This is a genomic window from Coleofasciculus sp. E1-EBD-02 (assembly GCF_040218245.1).
Lineage (GTDB): Bacteria > Cyanobacteriota > Cyanobacteriia > Cyanobacteriales > Coleofasciculaceae > Coleofasciculus.
The window spans coordinates 17,842-39,964 of record NZ_JAVJQN010000252.1; the positions used below are offsets into that span (position 1 = coordinate 17,842).

At 46.5% G+C, this 22,123-nt stretch carries 20 protein-coding genes and 1 pseudogene; 5 read left to right on the forward strand and 16 right to left on the reverse strand.

Going from position 1 to position 22,123, the window contains the following annotated elements; all coding sequences use genetic code 11:
* Positions 1–3: 3 nt before the first annotated feature.
* From RIC07_RS36740 to RIC07_RS36800, 13 genes are all read right to left on the reverse strand, one after another.
* A complete protein-coding gene (locus RIC07_RS36740; RefSeq protein WP_446376128.1) occupies positions 4–297 on the reverse strand; it encodes a hypothetical protein in 294 nt (97 codons plus the stop codon).
* A 207-nt stretch (positions 298–504) separates the two neighbouring features.
* Complete coding sequence (locus RIC07_RS36745) at positions 505–1,029, reverse strand: SCP2 sterol-binding domain-containing protein (protein ID WP_446398815.1); 525 nt, start codon at positions 1,027–1,029, stop codon at positions 505–507.
* 183 nt (positions 1,030–1,212) lie between these two features.
* The gene (locus tag RIC07_RS36750) at positions 1,213–2,376 is read right to left on the reverse strand and encodes an alpha/beta hydrolase (protein WP_446398816.1); all 1,164 of its coding nucleotides are present in this window, start codon (positions 2,374–2,376) and stop codon (positions 1,213–1,215) included.
* Positions 2,377–2,648: 272 nt separating this feature from the next.
* A complete protein-coding gene (locus RIC07_RS36755; RefSeq protein ID WP_446398817.1) occupies positions 2,649–3,731 on the reverse strand; it encodes a DUF2235 domain-containing protein in 1,083 nt (360 codons plus the stop codon).
* A 70-nt stretch (positions 3,732–3,801) separates the two neighbouring features.
* On the reverse strand, positions 3,802–4,335 hold the full coding sequence (locus tag RIC07_RS36760; protein WP_446398818.1) for a hypothetical protein: 534 nt from the start codon (positions 4,333–4,335) through the stop codon (positions 3,802–3,804).
* Between the two features lie 328 nt (positions 4,336–4,663).
* Positions 4,664–6,748, reverse strand: coding sequence for an interleukin-like EMT inducer domain-containing protein (locus RIC07_RS36765; RefSeq protein ID WP_446398819.1), 2,085 nt, complete (start codon positions 6,746–6,748; stop codon positions 4,664–4,666).
* A gap of 233 nt (positions 6,749–6,981) precedes the next feature.
* Positions 6,982–9,558 (reverse strand): DUF4912 domain-containing protein, encoded by a 2,577-nt coding sequence (locus tag RIC07_RS36770; protein WP_446398820.1) that lies wholly within the window; start codon positions 9,556–9,558, stop codon positions 6,982–6,984.
* Positions 9,559–9,797: 239 nt separating this feature from the next.
* Entirely contained in the window at positions 9,798–10,697 is a 900-nt protein-coding gene (locus tag RIC07_RS36775) for an interleukin-like EMT inducer domain-containing protein (RefSeq protein WP_446398821.1), read from the reverse strand.
* Between the two features lie 86 nt (positions 10,698–10,783).
* Positions 10,784–11,854 carry a hypothetical protein gene (locus RIC07_RS36780; RefSeq protein WP_446398822.1) on the reverse strand — a complete coding sequence of 357 codons (1,071 nt, stop codon included), beginning with the start codon at positions 11,852–11,854 and terminating at the stop codon, positions 10,784–10,786.
* Positions 11,851–13,488 carry a hypothetical protein gene (locus tag RIC07_RS36785; RefSeq protein WP_446398823.1) on the reverse strand — a complete coding sequence of 546 codons (1,638 nt, stop codon included), beginning with the start codon at positions 13,486–13,488 and terminating at the stop codon, positions 11,851–11,853. Before RIC07_RS36785 ends, RIC07_RS36780 begins: the two co-directional genes overlap by 4 nt.
* 773 nt (positions 13,489–14,261) lie before the next feature.
* Entirely contained in the window at positions 14,262–15,242 is a 981-nt protein-coding gene (locus RIC07_RS36790) for a hypothetical protein (protein WP_446398824.1), read from the reverse strand.
* Positions 15,243–15,475: 233 nt separating this feature from the next.
* Entirely contained in the window at positions 15,476–16,834 is a 1,359-nt protein-coding gene (locus tag RIC07_RS36795) for a polyprenyl synthetase family protein (RefSeq protein WP_446398825.1), read from the reverse strand.
* A gap of 45 nt (positions 16,835–16,879) precedes the next feature.
* A complete protein-coding gene (locus tag RIC07_RS36800) occupies positions 16,880–17,977 on the reverse strand; it encodes an interleukin-like EMT inducer domain-containing protein (protein WP_446398826.1) in 1,098 nt (365 codons plus the stop codon).
* A gap of 345 nt (positions 17,978–18,322) precedes the next feature.
* Between RIC07_RS36800 and RIC07_RS36805 the strand changes: the two genes are divergently transcribed.
* A complete protein-coding gene (locus RIC07_RS36805) occupies positions 18,323–18,619 on the forward strand; it encodes a hypothetical protein (protein ID WP_446398827.1) in 297 nt (98 codons plus the stop codon).
* An 85-nt stretch (positions 18,620–18,704) separates the two neighbouring features.
* On the opposite strand, the gene RIC07_RS36810 is transcribed toward RIC07_RS36805, so the two are convergent.
* Positions 18,705–18,854, reverse strand: a complete 150-nt coding sequence (locus tag RIC07_RS36810; protein WP_446398828.1) for a hypothetical protein — start codon at positions 18,852–18,854, stop codon at positions 18,705–18,707.
* Between RIC07_RS36810 and RIC07_RS36815 the strand changes: the two genes are divergently transcribed.
* The 4 genes and pseudogenes from RIC07_RS36815 to RIC07_RS36830 all read left to right on the forward strand — a co-directional run.
* Positions 18,840–20,138, forward strand: a complete 1,299-nt coding sequence (locus RIC07_RS36815; protein WP_446398829.1) for a glycosyltransferase — start codon at positions 18,840–18,842, stop codon at positions 20,136–20,138. The two genes, RIC07_RS36810 and RIC07_RS36815, sit on opposite strands and share 15 nt — an antisense overlap.
* Before the next feature lie 117 nt (positions 20,139–20,255).
* The gene (locus tag RIC07_RS36820) at positions 20,256–20,672 is read left to right on the forward strand and encodes a XisH family protein (RefSeq protein ID WP_446398830.1); all 417 of its coding nucleotides are present in this window, start codon (positions 20,256–20,258) and stop codon (positions 20,670–20,672) included.
* On the forward strand, positions 20,660–20,995 hold the full coding sequence (locus RIC07_RS36825) for an element excision factor XisI family protein (protein WP_446398831.1): 336 nt from the start codon (positions 20,660–20,662) through the stop codon (positions 20,993–20,995). The genes RIC07_RS36820 and RIC07_RS36825 overlap by 13 nt, the downstream gene beginning before the upstream one ends.
* Positions 20,996–21,197: 202 nt before the next feature.
* Positions 21,198–21,314 (forward strand): annotated as a pseudogene (locus tag RIC07_RS36830) (Uma2 family endonuclease); the annotation flags it as partial.
* 31 nt (positions 21,315–21,345) lie between these two features.
* Here RIC07_RS36830 and RIC07_RS36835 read toward each other — a convergent pair.
* Entirely contained in the window at positions 21,346–21,708 is a 363-nt protein-coding gene (locus RIC07_RS36835; protein ID WP_446398832.1) for a DUF5615 family PIN-like protein, read from the reverse strand.
* Positions 21,708–22,061, reverse strand: a complete 354-nt coding sequence (locus RIC07_RS36840; protein WP_446344475.1) for a DUF433 domain-containing protein — start codon at positions 22,059–22,061, stop codon at positions 21,708–21,710. Before RIC07_RS36840 ends, RIC07_RS36835 begins: the two co-directional genes overlap by 1 nt.
* Positions 22,062–22,123 lie beyond the last annotated feature (62 nt).

Below are 22,123 nucleotides of genomic sequence, written 5' to 3' on the forward strand. Positions count from 1 at the left end.
ATATTAGTGGTCGTTAAGATGCTGATAGCTATAGAAGGCGTAGGTATCAAATAAGGCTGCCACAAAGCTACAGGTCAAGCTAATCACGAGCAGCCCTTCCACGGAACAGCCGTTCCCAAAAATCGCCAGAAACTGTAACAAATCGTTTGCGCCTGTTTGACCAAGGGTTTCCAAGCCAGGAACCCAGCTCATGGTGCATAGAAAGGCGAAAAATCCCAAGAAGAGGACAACGGGAGCAATAAAGCTGAGTAGGGCGGTTAAAGCAAGGGAACGAATCAATGTAGGTAGAGTAGTCATAAAATAATTAGCTCGTTATGGCAAGTGAGTGAACAGAACGTTAGCGTCGCCGTTAATCGGCGCTCTGTATATCAGAATAGGCGCGATCGCCGCCAATAAACGAAATTGTCAGAAATCTTAAATCTTCATTAAGAATCTTGGTAAAACTCCGTAAATTTTACCAAGCAGACAAGGATAAAGTAGAGTATATCGCCCTTTCGGGTGATGTCAATCCACTTCAATGTTGAGTACATCGGCGGGTATTTGGTTGATCAGATAACCACGGGATGGTTTTTGTTGGTCAAGGGATTGACAAGGGGGAGGAGAGGGGGGATGGAACCAGAGGTGATCAAATTCGTTCCAGAGGCGTTGTAACTGTAAATTAATCGCACTGTCGGCTAAAATGCCCATGACGACCTGATTGATACCCAGTAAGTCGGGTAAATCACCCCTAACATAAATTTTGCCACTCATTACCGCCGCATCCAATGTCACAGCACCCGTAATGATATCTCTCAGGGTTTCAGCATCGCTGCAAAAGTGAACGGGTTGTGGTTCTATCAAGGATTCGATGCGAACCTGCAACGGTTCATCTTCCTGCGCCCACAGTTGCAACTGAGTTCCATCTAGCTCAATCACAGCCGTTTTGCCAGAAACCGTCTGAACCAACCTACGCCATGTCGAATTTCCTTGGCTACGCAGGATTTCTACAAGGCGATATAACCATTGAGCTAATTGTTCGTTATTTGTCATTTGTCATTTGTTGATTGTTCATGGTTCATGGTTCATTGTTCATTGGTAATTCTCTTCCCCTGCTCCCCCTGCTCCCCCTGCTCCCCCTGCTCCCCCTGCTCCCCCTGCTCCCCCAGCTTCCCCTGCTCCCCCTGCTCCCAGACGTGCCATGGCACGTCTCTACATTGCTTCCCCTGCTTCCAGTTACGAATAAGTTGGCATCGGTGGTAAATCCGGTGCTTCCTCCAGGTTGCTCATGTTATCCGCATCAATCTCACCTGTTGTCAGAAAGCGGAAGGTTTCCTGATACAAACTCTTCCAGAAACGATTCGTCATTCCCTGACTCACTTCTGTCGGGTCTACCATAGGATGAGGTACAAGGTCACTCGCTGGATAGAGATAGTAGTGGTGTCCTTTGTCTTTCCCTCCTAATTGGTCAAAGAATCTCTGGTTTGTTTTCAGATCAGCCGCGTCTTCGTTCTCGGTTAATACCAAAAATGTGGGAATAGTCTTTAACGCTTCTCGGTTTTTGTCACTACGAACAAAGGCACCAAAACGGTTAGCAGCAGTTAAACAGCCAACCGGAAAACTAACATTTTGTTCCCAAGAAAATTCCCTCAAGTCTAAGGGACCTGTGAGGTTAATGTAACGCTCATTAACTTCATTAGATACTTCCAAAAGCGGAGCATAAGCCACCACCTTTTTAATGCGATCCGGTCGGGACGCCGCCAGTCCTAGGGCAACAGCACCCCCCACAGAAAGTCCCAGGGTATAAATTGGTCCTGGCATCGCATCCAGTTCTGCCAGACGTTTCTGGGCATTGGTCAAATAATTCAGATGGGACGATGTGAAATAGCGCTCAAAATCAGGGTCATTGGGTCGCTCAATTGCCAATGCCATATCCAATAGCTGGGGTGCCATTTTGATGATCCGACCAATCAGCGCCATCTTCTGAAACGTTGTCAATCGTTGAAATTGCTTTAGCGATTTATTATCACGATTGGACAAGAAAAGATCTAAAACGGCATCTTTTCGGGCTTCTTCCCGTAGAGGATCACGAAATTCTGGCTTGAGGTCAACTTGGGGCCAATAATTATCAGGTGGCATAAACCCATGACCCGCTAAAGGAATTTGATAGATATTAAACCCGTTGCGAAAGAGATAGTCACCCACCAGGAACATTTGCATCGGTTTGGCAGAAAAGCCATGAAAAATCATCACTGTTCCATGAATTGATTCTCCCGGTTCATGCATTTGATAAAAAGGAGCCACTCCTTCCCGTTTGTCTGGATGATAGAACCAGGAAATGTAATAATCTTCAATCGCTTTTTTGGTTTGAGCGATTTGATCAGCCGTTGGAGTAATCATGATGTTTCAGTTTAGAATGTTGATAACTAGGTGGACACAATTAATGTGAACGGTTGAGATTAGGGAACAGGGAACACCTCGACTTACCTCGACTTGCCTCGACTTCGCTCGGCAACACGCTCGGTAACACGCTCGGTGTGGAACAGGGAACAGGGAACAGTAAGGGTTTGAGTAACATTCGCAGAACTTAACATAGTTCGGTTTATTTCCACCGACCTACTTGATTTTTTTCTATGGATTGTATGTTACCCATAATAAAGTTAGAGGAGTGTCTATTGCTCTCCGTGTTTATCTAATAAAGCCTTGAATTTTTCCAGATTTGTAGGTCGGTAGTCAAAAAGTTTTTGCCACCGTTCTTTAACACTCTCATGTAGCTCATTAAAGTCATCACTTACTGTGCGGGTTATCTGTCCAGTTTTGAATGTTAATCGACCGATCAAACTCTGCGGTTCATTGCTGAACATGATAGTTGGGTCAGGGTGAATACCATATTCGATGACGGTTGGATCAAGTTCCAATCCCAGACGTTGTTGTTGACGCAATTGCTCAATGGATTCAATCATCCACAGCAACGCTCCATCGGATAAACCAGCTTGTTCTTGAGAGCCACCGCCCACTGAGCCATGAACACCGGGAAACCAAACTTGACGCAGGAATTGATCCACAGCCTGACCCTTATATTCGCTCCTGCGGCTTATCTCCATGGGGGTAACGTTGAAAACCTCACGCTGCTCATCAATAGCAACAGCATGTAGGGCATTCTTAATAATAGGACTCAATGAGGTATCGTGGAAGGCGTATTTCTGGTTAATCTTTTGGTCGAAGGAGAGAAAAGCTGATAAATCAGGTATGCCAAGGGCACCGACGGTGTCCCAGCAACCAAGAAGCGTAATCGGAACTTGCTTGGCGTTATTGTCTTGGCGAAACTTTTCCATCTTGTAGGAATCGGGTTTATCTTCACTCTTACGGGAGCGATAGTTCTCGTAAGCTTCAGGAGCTTTGCGAATCTTTTCTCGCGGTAATAGTCCTGAATTAAAGATCATTCCCGCTAAACTGCGAACCGTATAAGCGCCACGGCTGAAACCGAACAAATAAATTTCATCCCCAGGTTCATAGTTTAAGCAAAGAAAGCGATAGCAATCTTGTATGTTTCGATCAATTCCTTTACCAAACGCGCCACCAACAATCTTAGCGACTGGATTCTCTGTACCTACTCCCTCATCATAAAAAACGATTTGGGGAATAGTTTGACTACAGGTTGCTTTAACCGCTTGGGCAATTTTAACCACATTTGTGGGATAAGGACTCGTTAGTTTTTGCCAGGTTCCATCACAACAAACAACCAGACGCTTCATTAATTATCCTACTCCTAAAAAAACTGAATTGGCATAAACGGTAGATTCTCCCTTGGCTATAGTGACTAATTTAAGGATCTAAAATGAACCAGGTTAGCGCAACTGAAGCAATCAGCAACCCGACTAACACTAAATTTCCCAGTAATGAAGGGGGTTGACGAATATTTTGTCGTTTGACCAGCAAAGAGACTCCCCCCTGATTATCCGCCAGTAGGTCATCACTGATAAAAAAGCTGACCTCACTGCCAAATTTTAGGGTAAATGAGGTGTTTTTTGCTTTAGAGCGAGCGAGTTCTGGTGTTGCATATACACCTGTCGTGGGTACACTAACGATAAATTCACTGGAGGTTATGTAGTATTCATTGAGCCATCCAGTAGTACAATTTTCGCCATTTTCTTCACATTCATAGACGAAACTCCAGCGACTCCAGGCATCATACATTCCACCTTGAGATTGATCAATAAACTGAACCTCATAAGTGCCAGGTTTCAAATATTTGATGACGGGGTTATTCTTGTTGTTAACTCGCGCATCAATATTAATAATTGTCACATCACGAGAACGAGTCAAAAGGGATTGCCCGGATTGAGCTTGATTGGTCATAGTTCACCCTCTATAAATGCTGCAAATAGTTGCTTAAAAGACAGTTTAGCTTAATGAATCACTAACACTTAAGTTTCTATAATGTCTGATGAGTTCCCCCTAAGCCAACATTCGTTTGTGTTTCTTAATGAAACCTGTTCAGAATTTATGTAGCTACGCTATCTATAGTGGCAATGGTGCGTTACGCTACGCTAACGCACCCTACGTATACAGCATTTGCGAAAATGCTGAACGGCTGATTTTCCCCTAGTGAAAGAAGGCAGAAATAACTGAACAATTAACATCTCCCCCAGCTCCCCTGAGTCAGGGGAGGACAGGGATAGAGTGATCACGTTTCGTTGGCAAATGCTATATAAGCACTACCCGCATAAGGACACCCTTGAGCATCTGCATTATGCGCCCCGGTGATGATCACACTCTGACTCAGAGCAACGGTATACCCAAACCCGTCTTGTGGTTGCACCTCTGGGGAGTATAATTTCTGTTTTTGCTGCCATGTCCCCTGATTGAGTTGGAAAATGTAGGCGCTTCCGGCATCAGAAGTCCCGACGACAGCCACTTGTCCCTGAATGGCGACAGAACAGCCGAAGCCATGGCGACGCTGTAAGTCATCGGGTTGCAGCTTCTGTTTTTGTTGCCACACCCCGTTTTCCTGTTGGAAAATGTAGGCAGCGCCAGTATCGGGATACCGTTGGGCATCAACACCATAGGCACCGACAATCGCCACCTCGCCACTGATCGCGATCGCATTCCCAAAATTATCCCCATATTGTAAGTCAGCAGGTTGCAGTTTCTGTTTTTGTTGCCACACCCCGTTCTCTAACTGGAAAATATAGGCACTCCCGGCAAATTGACTGCCATCTGTCTTGGCAAGACGCGCCCCGACGATCGCGGTTTCCCCACTAATCGCCACTGCACCCCCAAAACCATCCCCGCGCTGTAAGTCATCGGGTTGCAGCTTCTGTGTTTGTTGCCACACCCCGTTCTCTAACTGAAAAATATAGGCACTCCCAGCTTCGGGACGACTTTCAGCGTCTACCGTATAAGCACCGATGATCGCGAAATTGTCACCAATCGCCACCGCACTCCCGAAGCAGTCATTTGCTTGTAAGTCAGCGGGTTGGAGTTTCTGTTTTTCTGTCCACACGCCATTTTCCTGTTGGAAAATATAGGCGCTTCCGGTATTAGGGCGATCGGGCGCATCAGTAAAATAGGCACCGACAATCGCCAGATTTCCATGAATAGCAACCGCATTCCCAAAAACATCTTGATGCCCAAACCCCGACGGTTGCAGTTTCTGTATTTCCGTCCACACGCCGTTTGTGTGTTGGAAAATATAGGCACTGCCCACAGCCGGACAACCATTCACTGGAGCCAAACGCGCCCCAACAATCGCCGTATCTCCACTCATAGCAATAGCGCTGCCAAAGATACCTTTTTCGGGTAAATCTGGGGGTTGTAGCTTTTGTTGAGGCTGCCAGGTGGGGCAGGGTATGACTAACGGCATCCAGGCTTTGACGGAGGTGAACCCAGAATTATTCAGATTTTCAATCACGGCATCCGGAGATGCGCCTTTATATCCGACAATTGACCAAGCCCCCCGAAATTGCAATTCATCAATCAGACGGCTACCGATCGCGCGACAGGCATCTTTGGCAGCTTGGGAGAGATTGACAAAGGCATCATCTTTGAGTGCGATCGCGACAATCTTCCCATCGGGTATCGCTTCAATCTGCTGGGCAAAGACATCCGCAACAGATGCATCCGCAAACAAGTCAAACGAACCACTCGACAGGGGCTTGCCAGTAGCAGGTTCAAACACTACCACATTTAACCCGCGCTGATATCCTCCCTTAATCGGGATCACAGATCCATTCCGGCTAATATGCGTTAAAAAGCCGTACTCTCCAGCCGCCGATGTCGCCGAAATCGTCGCCGTGTTCGCGAAAATGGAGGGAAGCGCAAAGGAACGAGAACAAGTGACGCCATGCTCATCCGATAACGCTTCAGTCGCCGTTCCCGGTGTCGCTCCCTTTTGACCAATCATCGCCCAAGAACTGCGAAATTGCAGATAGTAAACCCAATACGCCCCCAACGCCGCACAAGCATTTTTTGCCCGTTCATCCAGATAGATAGTCCCCTCATCCTTCAGCGCGATCGCCACAATTCGACCAACAGGCAGACTCTCCATCCATTCGGTGAAGGCGATCGCACAACTGGGATCGCCAAAGGTATCAAAGGTGGCGCTACCCAGCTTTTGACCCGTCACTTCATGGATAACTGCCACATTCAGTCCGCGATTGTACGGGTCAAACCCGAATTCTTCGTCATTGACCGTAATCCGAGCCGAATTTCCCTGGTTACCAGCGGCAGACTGAACAGTGATATGGAGATGGGCTTCGTTATGGTTCATTCCTTTGTTCTTCCTTCACCCGCATCTAAAAATTTGGTCATTCGTCATTTGTCATTTGTCATTCGTCATTTGTCAAGTCGGGGCGGGTTTATTTACATCTGGGTGTAACCGAAAAGATAGTAGTGATACTAAGTTGCATTCAAAGATATAACTTTCCCTTCCCCTGCTTCCCCTGCTTCCCCTGCGTCCCCAGCTCCCCCAGCTCCCAGACGCGCCATGGCGCGTCTCTACAACTACGCCTTATGCTTAAGCGCCTCCAGCACGGTGGGCGGAACTTCCAAATAGGTGTACGAATTGTTACGATCCCTTGACACCAAGAACAGCGTATCGCTGTCAGTGGGGATATTGGTCGTCACTCGTACTGTTTCCGAGTCAGCGATAGGGAGCCAGTCCCCACTTGCGGTGACATATCCCAACTCAGCCAGGTAATCCTGATCCGCTGACGGAAAGGTGAGCAGCACATAATTCTCTGAACCCTGACAATCATAGTCCTGGACACAGTGGGAACGATAGCGGTCTGGATCTAAGCTGTCGGAGACATCATATAGACGCAACAACAGTGTTTCTCCCTCTTGACGCTTTAAGGCTTGAATCTGATTGGGCGCCAATTCCCAGTAAGCATAGGCATTTTTGCCACTGTAAGGCACTAAGAAGAGGCGACTTTGAGAGGGACTCGGAGAATGAGACAACCAGGTTCCTTCACCATGACCTATGCTTCCTGGGAGAACATTGCCCGTCCCCAAAATTGGCGTCACCCGCACAGTTTCCGATCGCGTCAATGGTAACCAATAACCTTCGCGGGTCAAGTAACCCAGTTCCACTAAATAATCCCGGTTCTCTGTGGGTAAAGACAACAGTAAATAGTTTTGCTCCCCCTGACATCCAAACTGTTGTAGCATCGGGGGCTGATCCCGCTCTGGATTGGGACTATCAGTGACATCATACAGACGCAGCATCAGCTTTTCTCCCCCTAAACGCTGGAGAGATTGGGCTTGAACGGGGGCAATGTCCCAATAGGTGTAGGCATTTTTGCCGTCATAAGGAACCAAAAATAGGCGACTGTGAGCGGAGGCTGGCGCGTAATATCCTCCGCCGTACCCCGATTGGGGAGGCGGTGTTGTCATCGCCGATGTTGTCGTGGCTGGGTAGGGCGATGGCACAAGCCCAGCTTGTAGGTTGGGAGTGGCGGTGACGGCGGTACTGATGGGAATTGTCGGAGAAACCCGCACCTTATTTGAGGTAGCCAAGAGCAGCCATTCTCCGCCTGGGGTGAGATACCCTAACTCCGCTAAATAATCCCGATTTTCTGCGGGTAGCGTCAACAGGATATAAGGAGGTTGAGGCTCACAGCTAAACTGCTGGAGGAGATAGGGGGGCTGATGGGGCGAAATCAGGCTGTCGGTGACATCATAAAGCCGTACTACCAGATCTTTGCCACCTTGACGCTGGAGATTCTGGATATGGGCTGGGGCTACGTCCCAATAGGTGTATGCGTTTTTGCCATCGTAGGGGACTAGGTGTAAACTGCTGTGGACTGGTGCTGGTGCTGGCGCTGGTGCTGGTGCTGGCGCTGGGGCGGCAACTGGGGGGGGAGGAGGAACAGCCGCGCCTGCTGTGTTTATTGGTTTGCCATTCGTCGCCATCCCCGCCCCGAAAGGACGACGTGCTGGACGTTCATCATCATCGTTGCGATCTTTAAGCAGCCAGACGAGGAAACCGCCACCTAGAAACGAAAGGGCGATCAGTAACGGTACCCACCAGGGGATTAGTCCGGATGGCGTGGCTTGGGCATCGACATCGACCTCATCTACCTCTACAGGTGCGGCGGGTTCGGGCGAATCGGGTGCATTCGGTGCCTGGGCTAACTGGGGTGCGGCGGCGGGTTCTTCGATCGCGTCTTCTGGTTCTGTGGTGGTTTCGGCAACGGCTTCGTCAACCGCCTCCTCATTGGAAGGATCTAAAGCATAGCCGACAAAGGCTTCTACCGCAGGTGTAGCAGGTTCCTTATAGACATAAGACAGGGATTGGGAAAAGGGGTAGCGTTCATCATCGGGAAAGACTTTATGCATGGGGATGATTTTCACATCCTGACGATCAAACACTTGATCCGCGATCGCATACCCAATCCCGCCAGCGTTTTTCCCCAGTTCTTCAATTACGGCATCGGTACTATCTCGATCTACCTGGGTGGTATTGGCTCCGGTTCTAAACGATGCCGCTTTAAACACATCGTACCGTTGAAACGCCCGCCGGGTATCACTATACTCCGGGCGATCAATTAGTTGAATCGGTCCGGGTTCACCCCCAAGTTCTGACCAATCGGTAATTTCACCTCGGAACACCCTGGAAAAGTCCTCAAAGGTAATATCTATTTCACCATACGGACTATTGGGTCCAACGAGAATGGCAATCTTTTGCCGACTTAAGGGAATTTGCACTAATCCTTGTGCCTTTTCTACCGCCGTCAACGGGCGTCCAATCGCCGCCAGATCAATTTCTTCGTTGACTAAGGCTTCTAAGGCGGCGGTACTCCCAGCCGCATTGAGTTGAACATCACTATTGGGATACTGTCGCTCAAAGCGCTCTTTTAAGGCTTGATTTACCTTTGCCATACTGCTAGAACCATCCAGCCGCACGGTTGTCCCACGGGGAACGGATTCTGGTACCTCGAATTCCTCCGGTGAAACCTGAGCCAATACCGGACTCAACCGCAGCGAGGTGAGTCTCAACTGAGGGGAAACCGTTCCTAAGGTGAGAAATAGGATAACGGAAGCGATGAACGCCTCTTTTTTGCCGAACGTCTGCATCATTAGTACCCTTGATTCTAATTGATAAGTTTTTTAGTTAACGTTTAATGGAAGCTCAAGCCGTCTAAATTCGTTTTTTCAGGGTTATGCAATGTCTAGAAATACTGAAAAATTTATGATATCTCATGATCGCTTTTTAATCTAGCTAGTTTGGAAAAATTCATATTTCTTTAGACTCAACAAGAGCAAATGGATAAGTTTTGAATTGACTCCTAACTCAGTTCCGAAACCGAGGCATTCTCTCACCAAACTCGAACTCCCACGGATCGATCATGACTCAACTGTTCTATGGCTGAACCTGCTGATGTATCTTTATATCCCACAATCGCCCAAGAACTGCGGAATTGCAGATGGCGAATCAAGCGACTACCAAGGGCTTCACAAGCTTGTTTTGCCCGTTCGGAAAGATTGACGAAGGCATCATCTTTGACAGCAATGGCAATACCGTGATCTGGGGAACAATCTTCAATCAGTTGGGCAAAGGCTTCGGCATTATCCGGATTAGCAAACAAATCAAAGGAACGACTGAATACTTGCGTTTTATTGTCCCGGTCAAAGACAACAACATTCAATCCCCGTTGATATCCTCCTTCTATCCCTATCTCTTCGTTATTCCAGGTCATTTGGGCAAAATTGCCCTGATTTGCCCCTGCTGATATCACCCCTAAGCTGGGACGCTGGACAGTATCTGAAGAGACAGAAATTAAACGAGAACAGATGACATCGGAATAGTCCGATAATTCTTCTTTCGCGATTCCCGGTTTAGCATCTTTTTGACCAATTAGCGCCCAAGAGGTGCGGAATCTGAGACAGTGAACTTGCCGACTGCCCAGAGATTGACAGGCGCGTTTTGCCCGCTGACTTAGGTTGGCACTGGCATCATCTTTAACCGCGATCGCGACAATTCGACCACTGGGTAACTTGTCCACCAGATCGGCAAATCGGTCGGCATTTCCAGGGAAAAAGGTATCAAATGTGGTGCAAACTAAGGGGTGTCCTGTTACTTCATCGATAACAGCAACATTCAGTCCGCGACTATAGTAAATAAACCCAATTTCTTGGTCGTTGAGTGTGATCCGGGCTGAGTCACCCATGAACCCACCCGCTGATTGAACCGTTATCGTTACTGGTGAAGAAGTCATTTAAATTAATTAGAGTTGATGCAACCGTCAAAGGATGTTCGTAGTCGGCACTTTAGTGCCAGAAGCGCTAAAGCGCTTACTACAAACTAATGAACATATTCACCATAGGCAAACCCCCTTGCTTGTATTGTTTCCCCTTGCAGTACGAGAGTCACGTCCACCGCACCCGTCACTTCATCAATAAAGGTATATTGGCGATTCTGATTATCGGGTACAATTAACTCACTTGTGGCATCAAATGCCATGGTTAATGACAATTGATCCTGATCATCTGCCGCTTGCACTTGTAACCGTTGGGGCATACTCACCGTGCGATCGCCAAAGAGTGACGCCATAATTCCGGGGAGGCGTAACGGTAAACTGGCAGTGGCAGACCAATCCCAATCAATTTGTAACGTAGACCCTAAAAACACCTTCCGCAAGCGAGTGCCAGAATAGATAAAAATATAGGGTAAACCACTGATGGAATGGTTTTTATTCGTGCGTTTATCTAACACGAGGGTGAAGGATCTGCCCTTTTTGTCAGTAACATAAGCGACAAACCATTCCCAACCAATATCCTCACCCCAGCGAAACCGACCAAAATTGCGATCGTGATAGCAAAACCAGTCCTGATCAATGGCAAAGGATCGCCCACAAACGGATAGTTCTCCCGAAACTTTTAATCCTGGAATTAACCCCCAACCAATAAACCCACTCCCGAATGGCGCATCTTCAGTTACTAATAGGGGCATGGCTTCAGCTTGTCCTTGAACGTTGAGGGAAAGCTGCGCCCTCTCGTCGTGAACGTGAACCGATGAGTTCATGCCATTAATTTCCAGATTGATCCCTCTTCCTTGCAGACGTAAGGGATGACGACATACCATGTCCGGTTGCCAGTCTAGGCTAAAGGTTGTGCCAAAGGTTGCCACCGAGGGGGGGAATTCCAGTTCTGGAGTAATTTGGGCGGAGGGCAAGTTGGCAATAAAGCTGACTTGCATCTGCCCCTGTTCCGGTTTGCCAATCAGGGTAGCGTTGACGAGTAGACGGATTCCCGTTTTCAGATCCAGCAAAATAAAGTGATACCAATCCTTCCAATCCAGAGGTAAGGCGGGATCTTCTAGGGGAATACGTAAAGCTTCGACACGGTTAAGGAGAACTTGTTCGTTGACATTCATCGCCCCAAAGAACCTCCTTCATTCAGAACATCATTGAACATGACGGGGGAGGTTGGGGTAGGTGTGAGAGGCGGCGGGGCTTGATCCGCGATCGCCTTTACCCACTTCGCCATCTTTGGTGACACCTGAATCAGTCCCAACAGAATCCCCACAAACCAGCGCTGGGCATCCATTCCCAGTTCACAGACAAAGGTTTTTGTCGCCGCATTGGATACAGAAACCGGGTTGTCCATTCCCTTAACGTTTAAGGTATTGGGAACTAATGTCCACAACCATTTTTCGCCGACATGAAGTAATCCCCCTTGTCCCATCTGCACCCCCAGAGATGAATGATACGCCGCCGCCGCTGATTGACTGATCACCAGCCATCGGGGGGCTTGGGCTGAAGCAAAGGCGAGGACGCCATTCTTGAAGAAACGGGTACGGCTAAGTTGATTCAGTAATTGGCAACCGGATTCCGTGCGGCTATAGGTATCCCCTTGTTGTGCCAACAGAATCAGGAGTTCCACCACCAACCAACGCCCCGGAAGCGCATCCAGTCCCGGTAATCCGGTGGTTAAACTGTAGCTAGCTTGGGCAGCAATTGTATGATCAACAGTTGGTATTGTGGAGTCCTGAGTCGCGATCGCCCGAAAACAATTCGCCATTCTAGGTGATACCTGGGCAAGTCCCAAAATCAGTCCCGCAAACCATTGTTCAGGGTTTTGCGTGTTGAGTATTGACGCTTCGCTTCGCTGATAGGGAACCGGGTTTGTAGGGGCGGGTTTAGGGACTTTCTTGTCGCTATTGATAGTAACGTTTGTGCAAAACCCGCCCTTATTCAATTCTGAGTTAACTCCCCTACCTCCCCTATCTCCCAGTTCAATATCAGTTTGGGCTAAATCAAATAACCATTCCTCCCAAATAGAAAGCAGATGTCGTTGTCCAATTTGGGCGGCGAGGATAGTATTCGCCATGGATAAACTACTTGTTATCCAAGCCGGAACTTGGGCAGAGGAAAAGGCATAAACACCATTTTTAAAGAACTGGGTGCGACTCAGTTGGGTAAGGAGTTCATTCCCTTGGGGCGTCTGGGCATAATCATTTCCATGTTGGCACAGCCGTGTTAACAGTTCTGCGATCAACCAACGGGCAGGAATTTTATCCAAATCGATTAACCCCGACATCAGACCAAAGATTCCGGCGGTACTGGGTTCAGCCGTTCCTAAGTAGTTTTCCTTGCTGTCTCTCGGCGGCGGAAAGGTGACCATTAAGGGATGGATTACGGGAGTGCGATCGCTAATTTCTGTGGTTTCTAAGATTTCCAATTGGATGGGAATAGCGTCTTCTAGCCAACCGGGAAATCTTAACCAGGTTTTCAGGCTTGTCCCACTCGGCAAATAGTCGGGAACGGGAATCGTTAATTGACAAGTAGACTCATACTCTGGAAACAAATAAACATAAGGTGGTTCTAAACGACTCACAACGGGCAAAATCTCACTGTTATTAAGAACCCAATCATCTAGAGTCGGACGCAAAAGTACAGCTTCATGAAGTTGATTCCGGATCAATAGCTGGAGAACCAAGTCTGTACCGGAATGGAGTTGTAACGTTACTTGGGGCAGGACAAGAGTTTTTTTTAAGCGCTGACTCATTTAACACCTAATCGGACGGCGTTTTACTTTGTCTATTTTAATCCTTATTTCATCTTTATAAACTCTTTTTTTCTAGTCATTCGTCATTCGTCTTATGTCATTCGTCTTATGTCATTCATTATTTGTCATTTGTCATTCGTCTTATGTCATACTCGCTACCCTTGAGAAGCAAGCTACGTTTATGTATGTAAGGGTTTAAGGGACATCCACATAACTTAACATAGTTTAGTTTATTTCCACTGACCTACTTAGTTCAGTGATATTCGACTTAGACTACCACTAAATTAAAAAGCAGGTTGGGTTTGTTGTGGCTAAACTCTACTCTCAATCGAGGGTCGGCTGGGTTACGCTTCGAGAAGAGTTAACCCATGATTTTACAGACCCAACCTACAAAATATTAGTTTTAGTTGGTTACATCTAATGCTCTCCACGATAACCAATAGGATGCAGAGGCGTAAATAGATAAAAGTTAGTAAAAATTGGTTCTTTTTTTTAGGGCTGACTTTATATTCATAAAGTTGGCATTTTGTCAATACATAAAAATTGGGGAATTATCGTCTTTTAGAGGGGAACGGCAACAGGGTAGCTGTCATGCATTTAAATTGGGAATGGGTAGCGAGCATTGGGAATGGGTAGCGAGCAAGATGCTCGCACTACAAAGATTTCGTTATTCTTGACATTAAGCTTTAAAGTGCTATTGCTCCCCCAGCTTCCCCTGCTCCCTCAGCTTCCCCCGCTCCCCCTCACCACAAAACTTATTCAGCAGACCCTAATTAATCCAGAATCATCCAATCCACCGTGATGCACCCTTTATTATCCCAATACCACCCTGGCTCATCATTCATTTTAAAGATGACAATTTGACCTGCTTTGAGGCTGAGAGTCTTAGCACTGCTGATTTCTTCAATAACTTCACCACTCGCTTGATCTACAGCAACCAAGGCGTAGGGTGTATTGTTCGGATACGTCACATGACTGAGTAGTTCAGCCCCTGGTTCTCCGGCGGCGGTAATCTCTACTCCGTCTTTCACCGACCAAGTACCAGACGGGGTGACTTTAATTTTAGCAGCCGTGTCCATAGGATTTTGGAATTCTACCCCTTCTTCAGAAGTCGCATAGACTTGCAATTGACCGGAGGGGAGGACTTTTTTCTCAAAGGCTTTATAGGTTACATTATTTTGGGAGAAGTTATAGAACGCAATCCGCCCTTCACTAAAATCGCCATCAATATCAATTTCTAAGTTGCCATTCACAGAGACTTGCAAATTGGTTTTAGTATAAACAAAGTCAAACGTATTTTCGACGTGTTTTTCCCATCCCTTATTGCCCAGAGTTTTTCCCCGCGCCAGTTCAGTGACTTTACCCGTATGACTCCAGAATTCAGCTTGATCTTTAGGAACTCCATTAATTAAAGATACCGCTAATCCGGTTTGGGCAAGTTCTCCCCACCGTTTCTGCTGACCTTTCCTCCAATCAACGAGTAGATATTTAGCGGAACTATTGGTGGTATCCCCGGGGTGGAATCCTAGGGCAAACCCAATAAAATCATCATCCCCTGTGTTGCCGACGCTTATTTTCCCGGATACTTTGGTATTAAAAACATTAAATGGACTATAAAATAACGTAGGTTTACCATTTTTCTTCTGGATCACTTCTTGACCATTCCGGGATACATCCCACTTTCCGGAACCCTTTTCATAGGATTCTTCTTTCCAGTCGTTTAGATCGACGGTTTCGACTTTGATTTGAGCCATTTTATTTACTCCTTATTCGTTTTTTGAGTTGTGAACTTGTCAAACTTTTTCTGCGCTATGATAAACTTTACAATTATCCTAAATCTGAGTATCCTATTATTGTAATCGAGCTTTATTCACTTCTACTCAAAATTATCTATTTTTATTAAAACTTAACATTTTTGCAATCATTTTTTTTGATCATTTATCCATACGACAAAAAGCAATAACGAATGACAAATGGCGATCGCAACCTACTGACTTCGATAAATGACATAATTAATCAACTCCTTGAGAAATCGACGGTCATGAACTGGAGCAACCCATTGTTCTCCCGGTCGCAGTGGCGTTTCCGGGAACAAAAACTCCAAAGAATCAAAGATATCTGCCGCTTTTTGGGCAAGCGATCGCGCCACGTTCCAACCATGTTCAATGCTGCCGCACCGCTGCATTTGCTCCATAATGAAGGCAACATGATCAGGATGTTTCTGGGGGCGAGGTAGAGCCAGAATTTCCCGCATTTTCTCCGCTTCCTGTTTACTGTTGGCTAAAACATGGTTCAGCATCAATGTGCGTTTGCCTTCATAGATATCGCCGCCAATTTCCTTGCCATAGGATTCCATTTCCCCCTGGAGATTTAACAAATCATCTTGGATTTGAAACGCGATCCCCAAAATCATGCCAAACCGCGTCAATCCGGCTAAGGGTTCGACCAAATCCTGCACACTTGAGGCAGGATGTCCGACAATTAGACCAATCCGACAAGGGGTAATAAAGGAATACCAGCAGGTCTTTTTCACGCACATGGTAAAGTAATCTTGGTCACTCAGATGGGAGGGATTAGTCGCCACCCAATCCAATTCCATCGCCTGACCTTCCACAGATTGCCGCGCCATGAACTCAATTTCATGTAAAATATTCAGCGCCTTGGATACCCCCAGCACCGATAAGTTTTCCAGCAGCAATCCCACCGCTAAAACATTCGTCGCATCCCCAACATTAATCGCACGGGGAATACCAATCATTTGGTGTAATGTTCCCTTTCCCCGTCGAGACTCCGACTCATCTTCGATATCATCATGAATCAAGAATGCATTGTGATACAGTTCCAATGCAGCAGCAGCGGTTAATGCCGAATGTCCCATTCCTCCCACCGCCCGGGCGACACTAATACACATCGTTGGACGTAACATTTTCCCGACACGAAAGGGATAATCACTTAATAGCTCATAGAGGGGAGTATAAGCACCAGAGACTTGGCGCTGGCTTTGGATAAATTCCTCAATTTTGACAAAAATGGCATCGCGTGACCCCTGTAATGCCTCGTTGATAATGGTTTGATTAAACTTAGAGGAATCGGCGACGAGACGTTGCTCCTTAGGTTCCTGTGCCGCCTGCAATTGGGCGAGATCCGATAAGGTTGTGGCAATCGCCTTACGACTTCCTGAATCAATATCAGATACCGTTGGCGGCGAAGGTTTAGAGGTCGGGGGATGAGGCAGTAAAACCTGGCGGGGTGTACGTTTCAGCTTGAGGATTGGGAATTTTTGGGGGTCATACAATAACAAACTGAAGAAGGTAAAAAATACGAGAAATAAGAATAGTCCTAACATTAACAATTTTCCTCTAGAGCGTCGGTTCAGAAATAGCCTTTATATTTAGTCCTTATTAATTAAAATAGCCCCGATAACAACGATAACAATAATAGCCAGCAAAAGTCCGATAATGATTACTTGTTTCTTCTTCCCTGAGCCTGATTCGGAGGCTTCTATCGATTCAGCCACAGGTTGAGCCATGGATGGAGTAACTGGGGAAGAGTCAACCAAGGGAAACCAGGCGTTGACAGAAACGGAGCCGAAGTTATTCAAATTTTCGATAACTGCACCCCCAGAAGCACCTTTGATGCCGACAATCGCCCACGATCCTCTAAATTGAAGACGGTCAATTTGAGTACTACCAATAGACTTACAGGCGGTTTTGGCAAGATCCGAGAGATTAAAGCTGGCGTCATCTTTTGCCGCGATCGCAACCACCCGACCCTGTGGTATAGTCTCTATCCAGTCGGCAAAGGCATCCGCGTTAGCGGGATCAGCATAGATATCAAAGGATCGACTCTGAAGTTGACGCCCATTGGACGGATTGAAAACGACAACATTCAAGCCGCGCTGATATCCTTCCGCTAGGGGAATGAGTTCCCCATTACAGGTAACTTGAGCCATATTACCCCAATTATTCCCTGCCGATGTCGCGGCGATGGTAAAACTAGGAACACTCACCTTTGTCGCTGTAATCTCCCGCGAACAAGTAACCGCCGCCTCATGAGACAACTTTTCTGTTGCCGTTCCCGGTGCAGCATCCGTTTGACCAATTATCGCCCAAGAACTGCGGAATTGTAGATCATCAATCAGCCGACTTCCCAAGGATTTACAGGCTCCTTTGCCCGGATCAGATAAATTAAAGTTAGCATCATCTTTAATGGCAATAGCGACAATTCGACCTGGGGGTAAGGTAGAGACAAATTGGGCAAAGGACTCGGAGTTGCCTGGGTTAAAGGTATCAAACGTCGTACCAAAAATGGGTTGTCCGGTAAATTCATCGAAGACGGCGACATTGAGTCCACGATTGTAGCAATTCTCACCTAAGTCTTGGGTATTACGTTTAATCGACGCCGAGTTTCCGTGATCATAACCGGCTGAGAACACCTGTACTGTTGTCGTGACGCCGTTTCTGGCAGGGTTAACGTTTGTTGTGTTCATACGATTGACTAACCTGATGACCAATGAGGGGTGACAGCGTTTTAGCTTGAGGGACGCTGGGGGCGCTTTCTTCGGCTTCTCGTCTGGTGAAATCAAGAATTAGACGTTTCTTATGGCGTCCTATCCTTGAATAAGGAAAGGGATAAGAAATGAGAGTGTACAAATGAGATGTGAACATTCATTCACCTTAAACCCTTACGGGCAGTCAAATTCACCAAAATTTTCGTTCACGAATCATTTGGAATTCCTCTATAGCTATATATTTTTTGAGATTAGAGAGGAAAATTAACAGGCTTTATTTACATCAAGTCAATGATAGGCTAAAAAATAATTCTACCACTAATATTGTGCAGGGATGTTAGGAGATGGGGAGCTGGGGAAGCAGGGGGAGCAGGGGGAGCTGGGGGAGCAGGGAGAGCTGGGGAAGCAGGGGAAGCTGGGGGAGCTGGGGGAGCTGGGGGAGCTGGGGGAGCTGGGGAAGCTGGGGAAGCTGGGGAAGCAGGGGAAGCTGGGGAAGCAGGGGGAGCTGGGGAAGCAGGGGAAGCAGGGGGAGCTGGGGAAGCAGGGGGAGCTGGGGAAGCAGGGGGAGCTGGGGAAGCAGGGGAAGCAGGGGAAGCTGGGAGAAAAGAGGCGTTCCGATAAAACATCTTTTGTAGGGGCGGGTTTTACTGCTAACGTTTCGTTTTCACCCTAATGTAACTAAACCCGCCCCGACCTAACCGTTCAATTATCGCAAATGACCAATGACCAATGACCAATGACCAATGACCAATGACCAATGACAAATGACCAATGACCAATGACAAATGACCAATGACCAATGACCAATGACAAATGACCAATGACCAATGACCAATGACCAATGACAAATAAACATATTGTTTTAACAGCCTACGGTTCCTTTGGCGATATTCATCCCTATATGGCGATCGCGCTAGAGTTGCAAGCACGGGGACATCGTGCTGTTATTGCCACAAGTGAGCTGTATCGGTACAAGATTGAAGCCGAGGGGATTGGATTTCATCCGGTTCGCTACGATAGTGCGATCGATATGCAGCAGGATGGGGAGTTTATCGGCGTGCTGTCCGAATCCCGTCGGGAAAGTGAATATACTATCTGTTATCTATTAATGCCCCATCTGAGGGCGACATACAAAGCGTTACTGGAGGCGGTGCAGAATGCGGATCTGCTGTTGACGCACCATTTAAGCTTTGCTGGATCATTGGTTGCAGCAAAAACAGGGATTCCTTGGGTGTCAACGGTTCTCTCTCCGATCTTATTTATGTCGGCTTACGATTCCCAAACCCTTTCCACTACAACCATCTCCCCTTATGAACAAGCCTTAGCTGTTGTCGCCAATGACGCCCGCCTACGCCAGTTTCGTTGGCAAGCCCGATTGTGGAGTGCGCCGATACGTCAACTGCGGGGGGAATTGGGGTTACCACCCAGTTGTGATCCGGTGTTTGAAGGTCAACATTCGCCGGATTTGGTACTGGCGTTATTTTCTGCAAAGCTAGCCAAGCCGCAACCGGATTGGTGTCCCCAAACTCAGGTGACGGGGTTTCCTTTTTACGATCGCGCTAAACAGGAGAATTTGTCTCCAGAATTGGCAAGGTTTCTTGACTCTGGATCTCCTCCGATTATATTTACCTTGGGTTCGCTGATGGTTTGGACACCCGGAAACTTCTATTTAGAAGGTGCGATCGCGGCTCAACAGTTAGGATACCGGGCGGTGTTATTAGTGGGCAAAGGAGTCCCCAACTTACCGTTAAACCAGTTACCCGAAGGGGTGATTGTGGTTGACTATGCCCCCCACTCTGAAATTTTCCCCCGTGCGGCGGTGGTTGTGCATCATGGGGGAGTTGGCACCACTGGACAAGCTTTGCGATCGGGGCGTCCCATGTTAGTAGTACCTTATGCCCATGATCAGCCCGATAATGCCATGCGCTTGGTGCGTTTAGGGGTGGCGCGAACTCTCGCCCGACATGAATATAGTGCGAATACATTAATGACTGAACTCAAGCAACTCTTATTTGAGCCGAGTTATGGAAGCAAAGCCGCCGAGGTGGGAAAGCGGGTGCAGCAAGAAGATGGAGTCAAGGCGGCGAGTGACGCGATCGAAACCTATCTCAGATCGCAAGAAAATGGGCAATCAAAGTAGTGATGTGGCATACCTAAGTTAATAGATTAGAATTACGGAAAAGACACTGTAGGGGCGCAAGGCTTGCGGTTATAAAATCCGTAAGTATAATTGAAGTAGTTTTTTTGTCAAGACTTTATGCCCAAAAAGGATAAATTTCATGAGGTTGTGGAACTTGCCTTGCGAAAAGACGGTTGGGAAATTACAGATGAACCCCTTTCAATCAGTGTGGGTGGAGTCGATATGGTAATTGATTTGGGGGCAGAACGTCTGCTTGCGGCAGAAAAGCAGGGTGAGAAAATTGCAGTTGAAATTAAGAGCTTTTTGAATAGTTCAGCTATAACCGACTTTCATTTAGCAGTTGGACAATTTATTAACTATCGTACAGCACTGAAGTTGAAAGAGCCTCAACGTCAGTTATTTATGGCAGTTCCTTTAACAACGTATCAGGATTTTTTCAAGCGTGAGTTTACAATTATTGTTGTCGAAGAACATAAGTTAAAATTATTGGTGTATGACGTTGAAAATGAGGTAATTTTCTTATGGAAAAAGTAGAAGAATATCGGAAATGCATAAAAAAAATTTTGATGGATTATGCTGCTTATAAGCCTTCTTATGGAGAGGTTGAGGTGCAAGTCGTCTTTGATACAGAAAATAATCATTATCAAGTTATTCGAGTCGGTTGGGATAACCAACAGCGAATTTATGGTTGTTCTATGCATCTCGATATTAAAGATAGCAAGATTTGGATTCAGCAGAATGGAACAGAAATTGATATCGGACAAGAGTTGATTGATTTAGGTGTGCCAAAACAGGATATTGTGGTTGGGTTTCATTACCCTTATATGCGTCAGTTTACAGAATTTGCCGTAAGTTGATCCGAGGGATTTGCCAGTATCAGGCATCAGTTGTTGGCACGGCAGTGCCGTGCCCCTACCCTTTCCCAGAAGTTACTGATTGCGTAGGAACAGGATAATATCGTCCCCTTCTTAAGACAGAAATGCTAAGATTTAAACCTAAAATAAAAAGCGCGATCGCGAGTCATCTTATACAAAACAGTGCTGAAAAGCATTATAGCCCATGAACAGTTTCTCACCCGTCATTTTAAAGTTAAAACACGTTGGCTTAAGCGATGAGCAATTTTATCAACTCTGCCAAGCTAATGAAACGTGGCAACTGGAACAAACCGCTAAAGGACGATACTATCGAACCTTTCTCAATACTGCTTTTATAGTAGCGGCATAAAACTAATGCGGTCTTGGTATTCATCTTCCCAAGCTGCCTCAGCTACAATCATCAATTCTTCCATAATTGGCCCCATGGTCATATCATCATTGATAATAAATATTCCTGGTACATGATGATTATCTGCCAGATGTTCAGCTAGATGAACTGGCATTGTTTTGCGGTTATTCGTAACCAAAATAAATCTATTGTCTTCACACCAACCAAGAATATCTGCATCGGGAGTGCCTTTAGGGGGTGCATTGGGGTCACCAATTACCCAAACTTGCAATTGAGGATATCGTTGCAACATTTGTGTGCGAAGCACCAGTGGAATATGTTCATCCAGGAGATATTTAATTGTCATTAACTCACGGCTTGACTTGAAGTATCTTGTTGAGAATCTACTTGTTTTTTTGCCTTCAATTGTCGTAGTTTTTCAATAAATGGTGGCGGATTTTCCTGTTGTTGTTTTCGCATCTGATGACTCCAGGCTAACCAATCAGCTAAATAGGCACTCACAGATTCTTGGTTGTGTAAATAGTATAAAATAGTAGCATGAACCTGTTCTAGTGTTACGGTTCGATAACGTTCAGTTATGGCTGAGGGAGTTTGAGCACGATGGATATATTGGTAGAGAATATGTTCTATGCCAATGCGTGTTCCTTTAAGGCGAATATCATCAGGCGCTAAGAAATCAAAGTAGTCTTCTAATTGCATAAGTATTTATTCTAATGCTGCATAAGTGTTTATTTTAACACCAAAATAGCCTTTATCATTGG